Genomic DNA, 16,323 nt, shown 5'->3' with positions numbered 1-16,323 from the left:
TAGTATATTTGTCCAAATTCTATTTATGCAAGCGATTGCTTTTTATTTCTTTTATCCACTACTCTGGTTCATCTCTATACTTCCAGCACGACTTACGTATTTATTAAGTGATTTTGCGTTTTTAATTGTTTTTTACGTGATTGGTTATCGTAAAAAAGTAATCGTTAAGAATTTAAAAATAGCCTTTCCTGAGAAGTCAGAAAAGGAATTAAATATCTTATGTAAAAAAACAACTCAACATTTTTGTGATAGCTTTATTGAGGTTATTATGTCTATGTCAATGAGTCACAAAGATATGTTGAGTAGATTTGAATATACCAATCTGCATTTGATTAATGACTTAAGAGCACAAAACAGACCTATCATAGCCATGTTTGGTCATCAAGCGAGTTATGAGTGGACCATGTGTCTAGATGGATTAGTAGATTATAAAATTATTGCTGTTTATAAACCATTAGCTAATAAGTATTTCAATAAACTAATTGTTGATATAAGACAAAAGTTCAATTCAACAATGATTACCATGAGAGAAGCTAGCAACAGCATTTCTAATAGTATTAATAATGGAGAAATGGCAATGTATGGACTTGTTGCAGATCAATCTCCGGCTAAATATAGAGCACAAAATTTCACCACCTTTTTCGGTAAAACAAGTGCGGTCTTTTTGGGCAGTGAGAAACTTGCTAAAGCGCATGATACAGCTGTGGTATATCTAGCCGTAGAAAAAGTCAAAAGAGGTCACTACAAAGCGACTTTTAAAACTATTACAGAGCATGCCGCTCAAACTAACGATTGGGAAATTACCGATACTTTTTTTGATTTACTTGAAAAGCAAATCAGATTGCAACCAGAGTATTACCTCTGGTCGCATAAAAGATGGAAAGCAACACCACAAAATATTAAGCGTAAGCCTGTGCTATCGCCTCGAGTTCAGCGATAAAGCGATCTGCTAGCTGATCTGCATCTTTTTGAGTTGGAGCTTCCGTATATATTCTTATAATAGGTTCAGTATTAGATTTACGCATATGTACCCATTGAGTTGGAAAATCTATTTTCACACCATCAATAGTCGTTAAATTCTCATTAGCATACTTTTCAGAAATATCTTTCATAATATCATCAACCGGCATACCTTTAGTTAACTGTACCTTTTTCTTGCTCATATAATATTCTGGATAACTAGCTCTTAATGCACTTACTTTCATTTTCTTTTCAGTAAGTAAGGATAAAAACATGGCTATACCTACTAATGCGTCACGACCGTAATGAGAGTCTGGATAAATGATTCCTCCATTTCCTTCACCACCTATTACAGCATCCATCTCCTTCATTTTAGTGACCACATTAACTTCTCCTACTGCTGCAGCATAATAAGTACCATCATGAGCTTCAGTTACATCCCTTAATGCACGAGAAGATGAAAGATTAGAAACCGTATTCCCTTTTTGATGACCTAAAATATAATCTGCACAAGCAACTAATGTATACTCTTCACCAAACATTTCACCTTCCTCAGTCATAAAAGCAAGTCTATCTACATCTGGATCAACTGTTATTCCAAAATCTGCCTTATGTTCTACTACCGCAGCAGCTAGATCACCTAAGTGCTCTTTTAAAGGCTCTGGATTATGTGGGAAGTGACCCGTTGGTTCACAATATAATTCTATCACTTCAACACCTAATTTCTTCAATAAAGCTGGAACCGCGATACCGCCCGTTGAATTTACACCATCTACTACAACCTTAAAATTCATGGCTTTAATAGCATCTTTTTTAGTGACTGGCATGTCTAGTACTATATCAACATGTCTATCAATATAATCACTGATGACATTAACAGTACCTAGATCATCAACTTCAACATAATTGAAATCCTCTGAAGCAGCAGTATCTAAAATTTTCTGACCTTCAACACCATTTAAAAACTCACCTTTATTATTTAATAATTTAAGAGCATTCCATTGTTTAGGATTATGACTTGCAGTTAATATAATTCCACCATCAGCTTTTTCAATAGGTACAGCGACTTCAACTGTAGGCGTAGTACTTAAGCCTAAATCAATAATATGACATCCCATACCTACTAAAGTATTTTGTACTAAGGCTTGTATCATCGCACCACTTAAGCGAGCATCTCTACCTATAACAACCGTTGGATCCTTTTTACCAGAATCTTCTTTAATCCATTTTGCATAAGCTGATGCAAATTTTACAGCATCCAATGGTGTTAAATTATCACCTGGCTCACCGCCAATGGTTCCGCGAATTCCAGAAATAGATTTTATAAGTGTCATAGAAAATTACTTTACATTTACGACAAAAGTAAGAGTACTCAACGCCATCTACAACTGCAACTATGAATTATCTCGCACATATTTACCTTTCAGGAAATGATACTGAATTGCGCATCGGTAACTTCATAGCAGATTCAGTGCGTGGTAAAGATTTTACAATGTTTCCTGAACGTGTCGCTCAAGGTATTATTTTACATAGACATATCGATACATTTACAGACTCACACCCGACCGTTAAGTTAAGTAAAGACTTAATACGTAGTGAATATGGGCACTGGAGTAGTGTTATTGTTGACATATATTATGATCATTTTCTTGCTGCAAATTGGACAGATTTTCATCAGGATCCACTTGATGTTTATGTCCAGCAATTTTATGCAGATCTAGAGAAACATTATGACATTTTACCTGCTAAGGTTCAGAATTTCTTGCCCCATATGATTGAGCAAAACTGGATCAACAGCTATGCAACCGTAGATGGAATTTCACGCATCTTCCATCAAATGAATCATCGCACACGAAATCGCAGTAAAATGAATTTTGCACCCATAGAACTAGTTAAATTTTATGCTGAGATGGAGCTTCACTTTAGGGCGTTTTTTAAGGATCTAGAATTACATGTAAGAAAGCAGCGTAAAACACTAGATCTAACGTAAGGTAACAAAAAAACCTCGCAAGAATGCGAGGTTTTGTAACAAGAAATTTGAAATTCTTGTAATAAAAAATTACAAATTAGGAATTACTAATTCCTGACCTGGATGTATCACATCTGGATTAGAAAGTACTCCTGTGTTTGCAGCAAAAATTTGCTTATATTTCATAGGATCTTTGAAATAACGCTTTGCTATTAGACTTAAAGATTCACCACTTTGTACAGTGTGACGTGCATAAATTGAATCGTCCTCAACTTTAATATCTGCCATTAAATCACTAGGGTTTTCACCACCTACCTTTTTAATCTCATCCCATAACTGATCTTTATCATAAGGTGTTGCTGCTGTACCTCTTATTTCAAGACGTTCTCCATTTACTTGAACATCACCATCTTTAATTGCTAGTTTCTCTCCTAAGTCAAGAACGCTTTGATATTTTGCTTTTACCATTTTAGTAGTTTTAATTAATTATGTTTAAAGTTAAGAATGATTTATCATAAATAAGATAATCAAATTTAAAAACTTAAAGTTTCGATTAAAGGTATGAAATTTTCTTTGAAATACGCTTACGCGAAAGCGTTATCAAATACTACCTACTCCTCATCCTGCATGGTTGTATACACATTGTTTACGTCATCGTCTTCATCTAGTTTTTCAAGAAGTTTTTCGACGTCCTCACGCTGCTCTGCTGTTACCTCTTTTTGCATGGTAGGTATGTACTCAAATCCAGAACTAAGTATCTCGTGACCTAATTCTTCAATACCTTTTTGTAGTGCACCATAATTTTGGAACTCTGCATAAATCATAATTCCGTCTACAGAATTATCATCTTCTTCATCTTTCTCATCTAGGAAAAGTTCCTCAGCACCAAAATCGATTAACTCTAATTCCAATTCTTCTAGGTCTAAATCGCCTGCAGGAATCCTAAAATGACATTTATGATCAAACATAAATTCAACAGATCCTGATGTACTTAAATTTCCATCACATTTTGTAAAATAGCTACGCACATTTGCAACTGTTCTATTATTATTATCTGTAGACGTCTCTACCAGTACCGCAATACCGTGTGGTGCATATCCTTCAAAAAGAACGGTCTCATAATTTGCTGTATCCTTATCTGTTGCTTTTTTTATAGCACGTTCTACATTTGCCTTAGGCATATTTACTGCCTTTGCATTTTGGATTACCGCACGTAATTTTGCATTAGATTCTGGATCTGGTCCGCCTTCTTTTACAGCTATAACTATATCCTTACCTATTCTAGTAAATGCTTTAGACATAGCGCTCCATCTCTTCATCTTGCGCGCCTTGCGGAATTCAAATGCTCTTCCCATTTAATGTTATGTTATTTGTTAAAGTTCAAATTTAAGATTCTGCTGCTATCCTTGCAAGCACATTGATATTCTTATGTTAATCAAGGTTAGAGATTAAGTTATAGATATAATTACTAGTACCAGATGACCATAGTGTATAACTTTCTCTTCTATTAAGATTAAACCAAGTCTTTGCTTTATTAAAAGCTTCAGTTTTATGTATAATATCTGACCTATCACCATTTCTAGCAACCGTAAGATACTCAATAATAGGTGCTGTATGATTTGTATAGCTCATACCAAAAAAATGAGAAAAATTGTCATAAACTGGTTGTAGCGATTCTATATCGATTGATGATGATAATGCTATCGCTTTCTTCTTATTATTTTTTACAACATTATTTAGATCTTGCAATCGTGTATGGAATTGTTGAGGATTTAATTTTGCTATATCTTGCCATAGATATGCCTCGGCATCTTTAATTTGCTGGACTAAAATATTCATCTCGTTATAATGATCATATATTTTTATAGTAGCAGCCATTTTTTGTGCTAGTTGATTATTATTAACATTAATCGTTAAATCATATCGTTGTGCATAAGTATTAATAGAGCTATCATAATCCTGACGCAATTGATACATGGCATTTCTTATCTTTCTAAAAATCGTACTCTTATCTACTAATGGCTCTTTAGAACTTTCTAACTTAAGGATTTGTACATAATCTTCCTTTACAATAGCTAGATTACCATTCAAATATTTTACCGCTGCTTGTTGAAGATCTTTGTCAAATGGTTTTTCTTTTTCAATATTGCGTATGGCTCTTTTTAATACATTTTCTAGAACTTTACGCTGTCCATTGCGTTTCTGCAAATTAGGTTCTTGAGAATGACTATACATGTAATTCCATGTTTGTTCAATAACTTTCTCGTGGTTATCATCTATAAATTTAAGATAAGATTGCGGTGTATTATAGCGTTGAGCTTGAACGCTAAAGCTAATTACCATAAATAATAAAAAATATCGCATAAAAAAACAGCTGCCCTTTAATGGACAGCTGCAATATTACAAAATGAATAACGTAATTACTCATCTCCTACAATATGCTCAATCGCAGCAGCAAGTTTAAAGTCATTTTCTGTTAGACCATTCACATCATGAGTACTTAAAGAAATCTCTAATGTGTTGTAAACATTATGCCAGTCTGGATGATGTTCCATCTTTTCAGCTATTAACGCTATACGTGTCATTACAGAAAAAGCATCCATAAAATTATCAAATTCAAAAGTGGTGTGAATTGCATCATCATAGTAATCCCAACCTTCAACATTTTCTAAATGCTTGTATATCTGGTCTTCAGTTAATTTTTCCATAGTGTTTTATTTATCGTCAAAGGTATTTTTAATTTTTCTTTTAGCCTCACCTAGACCTTCTTTAATTTTACCTTTTAACTGGTCAGATTTACCTTCTGCTTCAGTTGATTTATTATCAGTCAATTTTCCAAATTCTTCTTTGGCTTTTCCTTTCGTCTGATCCCATTTTCCTTCTAATTCTTTGTCGCTCATAGTATTTGTTTTTTGATTGAGTTTAAATTTAGCCACGATAGCATAAAATCTGACACAATAAAATCTTAATCCTTAATTAAATTATTCCCAATACAAGTAGGAACAACTATATTTATACCATGAAAAAAATCGCTCTACTCCTACTTTTAATGAGTACAATTGGGTTCTCACAAGATGATCTCAAACAGGTTAAACCAGAAACAGCTGTGCATTTGAGAGAAATTCCAAGACATAATTTATCGGTCGCCTTTGGTGTGGCACAACCATCTGGAGATTTTAGTGACATCGCAAGATCAGGTCTTAATGTAGGTCTTGAGTATACTTACTACACTAATAAATATTTAGGACTTAGTGCTGGTTTAAGACATCAATACAACGAGTTTGGATATCTGGATACAGATACTAATCCAGAAAACAACATAAGTTCAAATAATTATACCACTACCAGCATTTCTATAGGACCAAGTTTTAGTTATACTAGAAATAGATTTCAACTAGATGTGATGTTAAAAGGTGGAATGGCCTTTTATAATAATCCAGAAAATAGTGTCTCTAATAATGAATTACAGGATGTGCCTACTAGAGTACTATATCAATCTGATACCGCAAACTCAAAATCTGCAAGTGCTTATATAGAAGGTGGATTAAGATTTAATTACTACTTCCGCAGGTCTGTACAGTTATTTTTCTCGCCACAATATAATACCACATTGGGCAATCCTATAGGTTATAACTTTCTGGATGAAAACAGTACGTCCTTTATACCAGAAGAAGTACGCACGGTTAATGCTTCTAACTTTACTCTAAATTTTGGAATTAAAATAGCACTATCTCCAGAATATACAAGTGGTGAGTACCGCTATGATGGTGATGAATAGATTTTAACCTAGCATAAAACTTATATACATTCCCTACTTTTTACAGTAAAAGTAGGGAATGTATATTTTAACAAACTCTTACTAAATCACGTCTGTTTAATGTTTAACTTTATAGTCTAAACAAAACATGTGAAACTATATCAATTTTCGTCACAGCAAAAGTTACCCATCTCAATCGACGAGGCATGGAAATTCCTGACTGATGCTAATAATCTTAAGTTATTAACACCACCAGAACTGGAAATGAAAGTCCAGTATGGTACAGAAAGAGGAATGTATCCAGGTCAATTAATAGAATATTCAGTAAAGCCACTGCCATATTATAGAACTAATTGGGTGACGCATATTACTCAAGTAAAAGAAAGAGAATTCTTTGTAGATGAGCAAATGTATGGACCATATGCAACGTGGCATCATAAGCATTTTATAAGTGAAATCCCTGGTGGTACTTTAATGGAAGATTTAATACATTATCGACTACCACTAGGTTTTCTAGGCAAACTAGGCGCACCATTTGTTAAGAAGCAGTTAGCCGAGATATTTCGCTTTCGCGAAAGCGCACTTATCAAACATTTTGGAGAATATGTAGAAAACGCTCCAATTCAAAAAGACTTACAAGCAACACAAAAACACGAAATACTCAATTAAATGTCTAAAAATATACTACTTATAGGTGGAAGCCATGGAATAGGAAATGCTATCGTACAACACATGTATCAGAATAACAACATCTATGTTGCCTCTAGAGAAAATGAAAATCTACCAGATGGTGTTACACACATCAATTTTGATGCATTAACTGATGAGCTAGACACCACTGCTTTACCTGAATCGCTAGATGGTTTTGTTTACTGTCCTGGCAGTATAAATCTTAAACCATTTAAAATGCTAAAACAAAAGCATTTTGAAGATGATATGAATATCAATTTCTTCTCAATGCTTAAAGTAACACGAACTGTTTTACCGTTATTAACTAAAGAAGGCACAAGTAGCATGGTTTATTTTTCTACAGTTGCTGTAGGAACTGGTATGCCATTTCATACTAGTGTGGCTGCGGCCAAAGGTGCTATTGAAGGCTTTGCTAAAGCTCTTGCTGCTGAGTATGCACCAACCGTACGTGTTAATGTAATTGCGCCGTCTTTAGTGGACACACCTCTTGCTGGCCGATTATTAAATAATGATGCCAAAAAAGAGAAAATGGGTGAAATGCATCCTCTAAAACGCGTAGGTACACCAGATGATATCGCCAGTGTTGCTGCCTTTTTACTAGAGCAAAATACTGGGTGGATTACTGGTCAGGTCATAGGTGTTGATGGTGGGAAAGGAACTTTAAATCTAGGATAAAAAGTAGTATGAGATATACGGTAAAGCTATCATGTATTTGATTTTACACCTAATAATTGCTATTTCGTAAATAATACAATTTATAAACCATTTTAGTACATCATATTTGAGATAAAAAGAGCTTAATTGAAGATTATATAATTTTAAAAAGGTTCTATTAATAATTATTGCAAGCTAAAACTGACCAAAAAAAATGAGTGAAAAAGTAAATATATTCTGGTTTCGTAGGGATCTAAGATTAGATGATAATGTAGGCTTTCTAGAAGCTCTTAAAAGTGATCTTCCTGTTCTTCCTATTTTTATCTTTGATAAAGAAATTTTAGATCACTTACCAGAAGACGATGCTCGTGTCACGTTTATTTTTGAAGAGTTGCAACGCATGCGAGACGATCTACAAGAAAATCACGGTAGCTCACTAGCTATGTTTTATGGTAAACCAGTAGATGTGTGGAAAGATATTACTAATAGTTATGAAGTCAATTCTGTATTTACAAATCGCGATTATGAACCTTATGCGCTTGACAGAGATCTTCAACTTACGGCATATTTTAATCAACATGGTATAGAATTTAATACTTTTAAAGATCAAGTCATTTATGAAAAGGATGATATCGTTAAAGATGATGGAGATCCTTATGTGGTATATACACCTTATAAAAATAAATGGCTCGAAAATTTCCGTAAAGATTTTGGTAAGGCAGACAATCTAACAATTTATTATACAAGTGATTATTTAGATAACTGTATCAAAAACTCAAGATTACCTAATGTAAGTCTTTCTGAAATGGGTTTTAAAAAATCAGATATCGAAATCCCTGATTATAATGTAAAACCAACACTTATAGAAGATTATGAGAAGACTAGAAATTTTCCAGCAATAGAAGAAGGTACATCACGATTAGGCTTATATCTAAGGTTTGGAGTTGTGAGCATCCGTAAGATGATGAAAAAGGCAGATCTGGCAAGTGAGAAAACGTTTATGAGCGAGCTTATCTGGCGAGAGTTTTTTATGACTATTCTTTATCATTTTCCACATACGGTAGATAATGCTTTTAGATCAAAATATGATCGTATAGAGTGGAGAAATAACGAAGAAGAATTTGAGAAATGGAAAAATGGGCAAACTGGGTATGCCATCGTAGATGCTGGTATGCGACAATTAAATACTACAGGCTATATGCATAATAGGGTGCGCATGCTAGTGGCTAGTTTTTTATGCAAACACTTATTAATAGACTGGCGATGGGGCGAACGTTATTTTGCAGAGAAACTGCTCGATTTTGATCTATCTGCAAATGTAGGTAACTGGCAATGGGCTGCTGGTAGTGGTGTGGACGCAGCACCATATTTTAGAATTTTTAATCCTATTACACAAAAGGATAAGTTTGATAAGAATTATAATTACATCAAACAATGGGTTCCTGAATTTGAAACTGATGACTATGTTGAAAAAATGGTAGACCATAAAGAAGCAAGAGAACGCTGTCTAAAAACTTATAAAGAAGCCGTCGCATAAAGTCACTTGGTTAAAATAGTTAAGCTAGATACACGTAATTAATAAATTGAAACAATCCATTAATATAGTCTGGTTTAAAAGAGATTTAAGAATCTTAGATCATGAACCTTTACAAAGGGCTACACAGTCTGGTTTACCCATACTTCTACTCTACATCTTTGAGCCCATGCTCTTACAGGATGCTCATTATAGTAAAAGACATTTTGATTTTATAAAGCAATCATTAGAGAACATAAATGAAAAGCTTGAAGTTCTTAATACCCAGATTTTATGTATTGAATCTAATGCGTTGTCTGCGTTTCAATTAATACAACAGGATTACCATATCAAAAATGTATTTTCTTATCAAGAAACAGGACTTTTAAAAACCTATAAAAGAGATATAAATATTAGCAACTATTTTAAGAAGACACATATTAATTGGGAAGAAAGCATTTCTAACGGTGTGATACGTGGATTGAAAAATAGATCAAAATGGAAAGAGCACTGGATTGAATTTATAAATAAAGATTTGCAGCATCCAGACTTTGATAAGGCTTTCTTTCTTGATCCCTTGAAATTAATAGAGCTAGAAAAAAAATTCAATATTACTGACTTAAAAACAGATAAAAAATCTGGTTTTCAACCAGGTGGTACCAGTACTGCATTAAAATACTTTAATAGTTTTCTTAACCATCGCATAACTGGATACAATCTTCATTATTCAAAACCACTTACAAGTAGATTGCACAGTAGTAGATTATCGCCATACATCGCATGGGGAAATGTAAGTGTGCGCATGATTGCTCAAAAAGCAAGTGCTGCAAAACATTATATAAAAGATAAAAGAACACTCAACTCTTTTCTATCACGATTGAGGTGGCAAGCCCATTTTATTGAAAAATTTGAAATGGAGCATGAAATGGAATTGCTTAGCGTTCATAAAGCATATCATCATATTAATAAACCAGTAAATTCTAGTTTTCAGAAAGCATGGCGCACTGGTAAAACTGGTTATCCTCTTGTAGATGCCGCTATGCGTTGTTTAAATACCACAGGATTTATTAACTTTAGATTGCGAGCCATGCTTACCGGTTTTTTCACTCATCATTTATGGCAGCCATGGCAGGACGCAAGCACGCATCTTGCCTCAAAGTTTTTAGATTTTGAACCAGGTATACATTATCCTCAGTTACAAATGCAAGCTGGCGAGACAGGAATAAATATAGTAAGAGTCTATAATCCCGTTAAAAATAGTTTAGAACACGATCCAGATGGTATTTTTATAAAAAAATGGGTTCCAGAAATTGCACATTTACCTTTACGTTTTGTTCACGAGCCATGGAAAATGACTGCAATGGATGAGCAGTTCTTTAATTTTAAATTAGGTAGGGATTATCCTGTAAGATTAGTGGATAATACGCTTTCGCGAAAGCGTGCTCAAGACATCCTCTATGCAATTCAAAAAGACATCAAAAATAGCAAAGAATCGCAACGTATTATATCAAAACATACAAATCCTAATCGTGAAATATGGCCTGGTGGTGATGAGTTAAGGGCATCTAATTCTTAAATAACAAAAAATCAATATCAATACCTATTCTAGTAGTCATTACTTTAAATTACTCTAAATTGTTGCAGATTTTACTTGAGAGTTATAAAATTGAAAATGGAACAAATCAAAATTTTATTCTTTGCCCTACTTTCTTTTTTTAATATAGAAAACGGACGTATTGCTGCAAATAAAACGACGGTCACCATCGATACCATAAAAAAAACCGTACATATACAACAGGAGAAATTATTTACAATTGTAGAAACTGATACAGATGCAACAACAGTTATAGATCAATGGAGTCTCTTTTTATCCCTGATAAATAAAGGTAATTTATGGTCTAAAGAGCTGCAATCCTATCCTATGAAAGAGATTAAAATCCATGATAAAGATTCGATTATCAATCCTTTAATCACATTAAAATATTCAAATCCAGATGACTTGAGGAAATTAGGTATTTGGTATAATGAATCAAGAAATGATTATTCTATAAATAATGTACCTTCTCAAAACCTTAAGACTCATGATGGAAAATTGAAAGTTAATTATTGGGTTTTTAAAGGTGATACTACATTTACCTTTACATTAGAACCATACTTACATTTACCAGAGCAATATCAATCTTTGATAAAACCGTTAGAAGAATTGTTATCAGAAGCCAAAAAGTAATTATATTTTCGTTTTTTAAAAACACATAATAACTATGGCTTCAGGATTTTTTGCTTTACTAGATGATATTGCAGTGTTAATGGATGATGTAGCTGCAATGAGTAAGATTGCGACTAAAAAAACCGCTGGAATTCTAGGAGATGATCTAGCCGTAAATGCAGAAAAAGCATCAGGTTTTGTATCATCTAGAGAAATTCCCGTGTTGTGGGCTATCACCAAAGGTTCTTTTATTAATAAACTGATTATTTTACCACTCGCCTTTTTATTAAGTGCATTTTTACCTATTGCAGTCACTATTATATTAATACTAGGAGCTATCTATCTCGCCTATGAAGGAGCAGAAAAGATATATGAATATGTCTTCCCACATGACCATCCCAAAGCTGCTTTAACTTCTAAAGAATATACTGAAGAAGAAATTCTTGCATTTGAAAAAGATAAGATCAAATCTGCAATTTTTACAGACTTTATATTATCTGTGGAGATTGTAATTATTGCCTTAGGTACCGTATTAGAAGAAAATATAACTACACAAATTTTAGTAGTTTCTTTTGTAGCCATTATAGCCACAATAGGTGTTTATGGTATTGTAGCCTTAATTGTAAGAATGGATGATTTGGGTTATCGATTAATTAAAGCCAGCAATAATGAAAAAAGTTTTACTAAAACGATAGGTCAACTATTAGTAAAAGCATTACCATTAATTATTAAAGGACTGGCAATCGTAGGTACCATAGCTCTTTTATTAGTTGCCGGTGGAATTTTTCTTCACAATATAGAGTACTTGCATGATTTGCTACATGGCTTGCCGTCAATTGTAGCAGAGTTTTTAGTAGGTCTTGCGGTAGGTATCATCACCTTAGTAGTCATAAAAGCGATTAAAAAAGTGTTTTTCAATAGAAAAACTAATAAATAGAATATGTATTAAAGACTTAATAACAGTCTACATCTACATTACATCTTACAGAATTAAATCCTTTAATCGACTCAAAACTGCGCTTAACCTTACGTATATAGTTCTTAATGTTGTTAGGATGGTGCTGTTTACCCATTTTTACCATAACATGGACTTGATATAAATTACGGACACGTGCTACTGCGGGAAATTCAGGTCCTAGTACTTCTACTCCATGCTCTATTTGATTTAATGCGTTTACAAACCACTGTCCTGCTTGTAACGTTGTATTGTAATCGCGATTCTTAAAAGTTAATCTTATCAATCGCTGGTATGGAGGATATTTAAATTGATATCGATCTTCTAATTGTTCTTTAAACATCGTGCTATAATCATAAGTACTAACTTGCTGTAGAATTTGGTGATCTGGATTATAACTTTGTATCAATACTTTACCACGCTCTACAGTACGTCCAGCACGACCAGACACTTGTGTTAATAAATGAAAACATCTCTCATGAGCTCTAAAATCCGGAAAATTAAGCATAGAATCTGCACTTAAAACACCTACAAGACTTACATTTCTAAAATCTAAACCTTTAGTAAGCATTTGTGTACCTACAAGACAATGAACTTCTCCAGTATCAATTTGCTCGATGATTTTTTCAATACTATTCTTTCCTCTTGTTGTATCTAGATCCATACGGGCAATCTTGTGATCTGGGAATAGTTCTTTAAACTCTTCTTCAATTTGTTGAGTACCAAAACCTTTAGTGTCTAACGCAGTACTTGAGCAAGATGGACATTCTAGTGGTACGATAGTGTGATAGCCACAGTAGTGGCATCTCAACTGCTTTTTAAATTGATGAAAAGTAAGGCTCACATCACAATTAGGACATTGAGGTGCATTACCACATGTGTTACATTCTAGGATTGGTGCATATCCTCTTCTATTTTGAAATAAGATAACTTGGTTATTATTTTTAAATGCTTCTTGCATTTGCTCTATTAAGCTATCAGAAAAATGACCTTTCATTTTCTTGCGCTTATGTTTGTCTTTGATATCAATAATTTGAATATCTGGCATCAACACTTTACCATAGCGTTCTTTTAATTCTACTAATCCGTATTTACCTGTAGTTGTATTGTAATAACTTTCTAGAGATGGTGTAGCAGATCCTAAAAGTACATTTGCTTTTTTAATATTTCCTAGTACAACAGCTGCATCTCGTGCATGATATCTAGGGTCTGGATCAAATTGTTTGAAGCTGGTTTCATGTTCTTCATCAACAATAATGAGTTTTACATTTTGAAAAGGTAGTAATATAGCACTACGAGCACCTATAATCACATATGGTTCTTTATGTTCTATTACGTGATTCCACACTTCTAATCTTTCATTAAGATTATACTTAGAATGATAAACGAGAACTTGATGCTTGAAATACTGTTTTAATCTAGAGATAAGTTGAGTAGTTAAAGCTATCTCTGGTAATAAGTATAAAACTTGATGCCCTAGTTCTAGTTGCTCTTGTATAAGCCTTACATAAATTTCTGTCTTACCACTTGAGGTTACACCATGTAATAAAGTTGTTTTACCAGCATCAAATTGCTCTCTGATCTCATTAAGTGCATCTTGTTGAGCTGGTTGTAGTTCATATAGTTCGCGACCTTTTTCTTTTTCATCACGTACTCGATCTACCGCTTGCTCTTCCTCTATAAAAATTTTCTTATCAATTAAGGCCTTAATCACTGCTCTAGAAACTCCTGCTCTGTCTTGCAACAGTTTTGAAGTAACTAATTTATTACCTGTTTGCAGCATAAACAATGACATGACTGTGTCACGCTGCTTAGGCGCTCTAGTCATATCATCTAGTAGATTTTTAAGATGTTCTTCATCTTTATATCTAGCGTTTAAAAAAATGTACTTTACCGTTTTAGGTTTGTATGTAGAATAAACCTCTTCTTGTAAAATAATTAACTCTAGCTCAAGCATTTTTTTGAGGATAGGCAAAACAGATTTTCTATCTAGAATTTCCATAACCTCTTTAATCTTTAATGCAGGTCTATGAAGTAAGGCTTCCATTATCAAGAACTGCTTATCATTTAAAAGATCATCCTTAAATTCAGTGTCTGGATTTTTAAGAATGATCGTTTCACTTTCCAGCATTAATGACTTAGGTAAAGCAGCGCGCATCACCTGTCCTACACTACATACATAATATGAGGCTATCCATTCCCAGAATTTAAGCTGATCGATGGTTATAGAAGGTTGCTCATCAATAATTAATTCAATATCCTTTACCTCATAATTGAGTGGTGGTGATTGATGTATGTTATGTACTACTCCTGTGTAAATCTTAGACTTACCAAATGGTACAGCAACACGCATACCTGGCTGTAAAAAATCAGCCTCGGCAGCGGTAACTCGATAAGCAAAAAGCCTTTCAAGCGGTAAAGGAATTATAACATCTATAAAATGGGACATAAAAAAATCTACTATGTAAAAATAGTAGATGATTTAAATTGATACATGAATAAAGGTGGTTATTTATCCAATATTTATATCTATTTGAGTCTTATCCATGTCTGCGTGCGATACAAGAAAAGAATATAGCCTCTTACCATTAATAGATCTGGATTGTCTTCATTAAGCCATATTTTACATTCATAAGACTTTCCGTTTTCAGGATCTAAAACAGTTCCATTTTTGTAAACTTTCCCTCGTTTTTCAAGATCGTTAATGATTACTAATCCTTCTATAGGTACATTTTTTAAATCACCATCACAATTAACACATAATGGTGTATCTGGCGCAGCTGGATCTAGAACTTTAAGCACCTTACCATAGAATTTGCCATCTTTTTCAAAAATTTCGACATGAGATTTAACAATACCAGACTCTTCATCTACGGTTTTCCATACACCTGTGATGTCTTGTGAATACGCTTTCGCGAAAGCGAGAAATATTAATGCAATCGTAATAAATAATCTCATATCTATAAATTAAAAAACCCACGCAAATTTACTTTACGTGGGTCATATTATTCTAAAAGTCTTATTAAGACTTACCTAACATACCATCTTTTAAATCTTCATCTGCTGGATCATCTCCTAACCAGATTCCAAATAAAGCTCTCTTAAAATCGATACCAGCGATAGTACCTAGGGCTTTTCCATTTTTAGAAACCATAGTTCCTTTACCAGGTACATAAGCGAGTTGAAACTCATCACCTTTTACAATAGCATCTTTGAAAAATCCTATAAATCTTTTGATATCTCCTTTAATCGCAGCACGTTCTGCATCTGTACAGCTGTCTTCAAAGCCATCTTCTACAGCACTTTTCATTTTATCTTGTGTTACTTTACTGTCTGTAATATCTAAGGTAATAACCATAGGTAGATCTGCGTCTACAAGTGTAGATCCATCACTAGACTTAACAGTTGTATATAAAGCACCTACATAAAGGTCAAACCATAATTTTTCTCTAAGTCCTGCGCCATTAAGCATCAATTCTTGTCCTTCAACGGTAAGAGATTTTTCTACCTTAACATCATTGATGGTTACTTGTGCATTTGCAGTGAATGTTGCTACTAGAGCTACTGCTAATAAAATTAATTTTTTCATTGTGATTCTTATTTTGGGTTTTTAAAGATA

General features: G+C 33.5%; 18 protein-coding genes. 9 read left to right on the top strand and 9 right to left on the bottom strand.

Going from position 1 to position 16,323, the window contains the following annotated elements; translation table 11 throughout:
- Positions 1-25 precede the first annotated feature (25 nt).
- The gene (locus BST92_RS13240) at positions 26-940 is read left to right on the top strand and encodes a lysophospholipid acyltransferase family protein (protein ID WP_105071884.1); all 915 of its coding nucleotides are present in this window, start codon (positions 26-28) and stop codon (positions 938-940) included.
- Here the strand turns inward: BST92_RS13240 and glmM are convergent.
- Positions 900-2,294 (bottom strand): phosphoglucosamine mutase, encoded by a 1,395-nt coding sequence (glmM, locus tag BST92_RS13235; protein WP_105071883.1) that lies wholly within the window; start codon positions 2,292-2,294, stop codon positions 900-902. The genes BST92_RS13240 and glmM overlap by 41 nt on opposite strands.
- 62 nt (positions 2,295-2,356) lie before the next feature.
- Here glmM and BST92_RS13230 point away from each other — a divergent pair, with 62 nt between their 5' ends.
- Positions 2,357-2,950: an acyl carrier protein phosphodiesterase gene (locus tag BST92_RS13230; RefSeq protein ID WP_105071882.1), complete on the top strand. Its 594-nt coding sequence runs from the start codon at positions 2,357-2,359 to the stop codon at positions 2,948-2,950.
- A 69-nt stretch (positions 2,951-3,019) separates the two neighbouring features.
- On the opposite strand, the gene BST92_RS13225 is transcribed toward BST92_RS13230, so the two are convergent.
- The 5 genes from BST92_RS13225 to BST92_RS13205 all read right to left on the bottom strand — a co-directional run bounded on the left by BST92_RS13225 (position 3,020) and on the right by BST92_RS13205 (position 5,829).
- Positions 3,020-3,397, bottom strand: coding sequence for a LysM peptidoglycan-binding domain-containing protein (locus BST92_RS13225; RefSeq protein ID WP_105071881.1), 378 nt, complete (start codon positions 3,395-3,397; stop codon positions 3,020-3,022).
- Between the two features lie 143 nt (positions 3,398-3,540).
- A complete protein-coding gene (locus BST92_RS13220; RefSeq protein ID WP_105071880.1) occupies positions 3,541-4,284 on the bottom strand; it encodes a YebC/PmpR family DNA-binding transcriptional regulator in 744 nt (247 codons plus the stop codon).
- A gap of 76 nt (positions 4,285-4,360) precedes the next feature.
- Positions 4,361-5,293, bottom strand: a complete 933-nt coding sequence (locus BST92_RS13215; protein ID WP_146105165.1) for a hypothetical protein — start codon at positions 5,291-5,293, stop codon at positions 4,361-4,363.
- A 56-nt stretch (positions 5,294-5,349) separates the two neighbouring features.
- On the bottom strand, positions 5,350-5,637 hold the full coding sequence (locus BST92_RS13210; protein WP_105071878.1) for a 4a-hydroxytetrahydrobiopterin dehydratase: 288 nt from the start codon (positions 5,635-5,637) through the stop codon (positions 5,350-5,352).
- Positions 5,638-5,643: 6 nt separating this feature from the next.
- Positions 5,644-5,829 carry a CsbD family protein gene (locus BST92_RS13205; RefSeq protein ID WP_105071877.1) on the bottom strand — a complete coding sequence of 62 codons (186 nt, stop codon included), beginning with the start codon at positions 5,827-5,829 and terminating at the stop codon, positions 5,644-5,646.
- A 119-nt stretch (positions 5,830-5,948) separates the two neighbouring features.
- On the opposite strand from BST92_RS13205, the gene BST92_RS13200 reads away from it, so the two are divergent.
- From BST92_RS13200 to BST92_RS13170, 7 genes are all read left to right on the top strand, one after another.
- The gene (locus BST92_RS13200; protein WP_105071876.1) at positions 5,949-6,707 is read left to right on the top strand and encodes an outer membrane beta-barrel protein; all 759 of its coding nucleotides are present in this window, start codon (positions 5,949-5,951) and stop codon (positions 6,705-6,707) included.
- A gap of 129 nt (positions 6,708-6,836) precedes the next feature.
- A complete protein-coding gene (locus tag BST92_RS13195; RefSeq protein ID WP_105071875.1) occupies positions 6,837-7,355 on the top strand; it encodes an SRPBCC family protein in 519 nt (172 codons plus the stop codon).
- On the top strand, positions 7,356-8,051 hold the full coding sequence (locus BST92_RS13190) for an SDR family NAD(P)-dependent oxidoreductase (protein WP_105071874.1): 696 nt from the start codon (positions 7,356-7,358) through the stop codon (positions 8,049-8,051).
- Positions 8,052-8,244: 193 nt separating this feature from the next.
- The gene (locus BST92_RS13185; protein ID WP_105071873.1) at positions 8,245-9,567 is read left to right on the top strand and encodes a cryptochrome/photolyase family protein; all 1,323 of its coding nucleotides are present in this window, start codon (positions 8,245-8,247) and stop codon (positions 9,565-9,567) included.
- A 46-nt stretch (positions 9,568-9,613) separates the two neighbouring features.
- Entirely contained in the window at positions 9,614-11,119 is a 1,506-nt protein-coding gene (locus BST92_RS13180) for a cryptochrome/deoxyribodipyrimidine photo-lyase family protein (protein ID WP_342747878.1), read from the top strand.
- Between the two features lie 96 nt (positions 11,120-11,215).
- Complete coding sequence (locus tag BST92_RS13175; RefSeq protein ID WP_105071871.1) at positions 11,216-11,770, top strand: hypothetical protein; 555 nt, start codon at positions 11,216-11,218, stop codon at positions 11,768-11,770.
- Positions 11,771-11,804: 34 nt separating this feature from the next.
- Positions 11,805-12,686, top strand: a complete 882-nt coding sequence (locus BST92_RS13170; RefSeq protein WP_105071870.1) for a DUF808 domain-containing protein — start codon at positions 11,805-11,807, stop codon at positions 12,684-12,686.
- A 16-nt stretch (positions 12,687-12,702) separates the two neighbouring features.
- Here BST92_RS13170 and priA read toward each other — a convergent pair whose 3' ends face one another.
- The 3 genes from priA to BST92_RS13155 form a co-directional block, all read right to left on the bottom strand.
- Positions 12,703-15,153: a replication restart helicase PriA gene (gene priA / locus BST92_RS13165; protein ID WP_105071869.1), complete on the bottom strand. Its 2,451-nt coding sequence runs from the start codon at positions 15,151-15,153 to the stop codon at positions 12,703-12,705.
- Positions 15,154-15,233: 80 nt separating this feature from the next.
- Entirely contained in the window at positions 15,234-15,662 is a 429-nt protein-coding gene (locus BST92_RS13160; protein WP_105071868.1) for a DUF2147 domain-containing protein, read from the bottom strand.
- A 64-nt stretch (positions 15,663-15,726) separates the two neighbouring features.
- Positions 15,727-16,293 (bottom strand): chalcone isomerase family protein, encoded by a 567-nt coding sequence (locus BST92_RS13155; RefSeq protein ID WP_105071867.1) that lies wholly within the window; start codon positions 16,291-16,293, stop codon positions 15,727-15,729.
- Positions 16,294-16,323 lie beyond the last annotated feature (30 nt).

Origin of the sequence: Nonlabens arenilitoris, from assembly GCF_002954765.1 — a bacterium.
Classification (GTDB): Bacteria; Bacteroidota; Bacteroidia; order Flavobacteriales; family Flavobacteriaceae; genus Nonlabens; species Nonlabens arenilitoris.
This window is presented reverse-complemented; position numbering and strand designations above follow the sequence as displayed.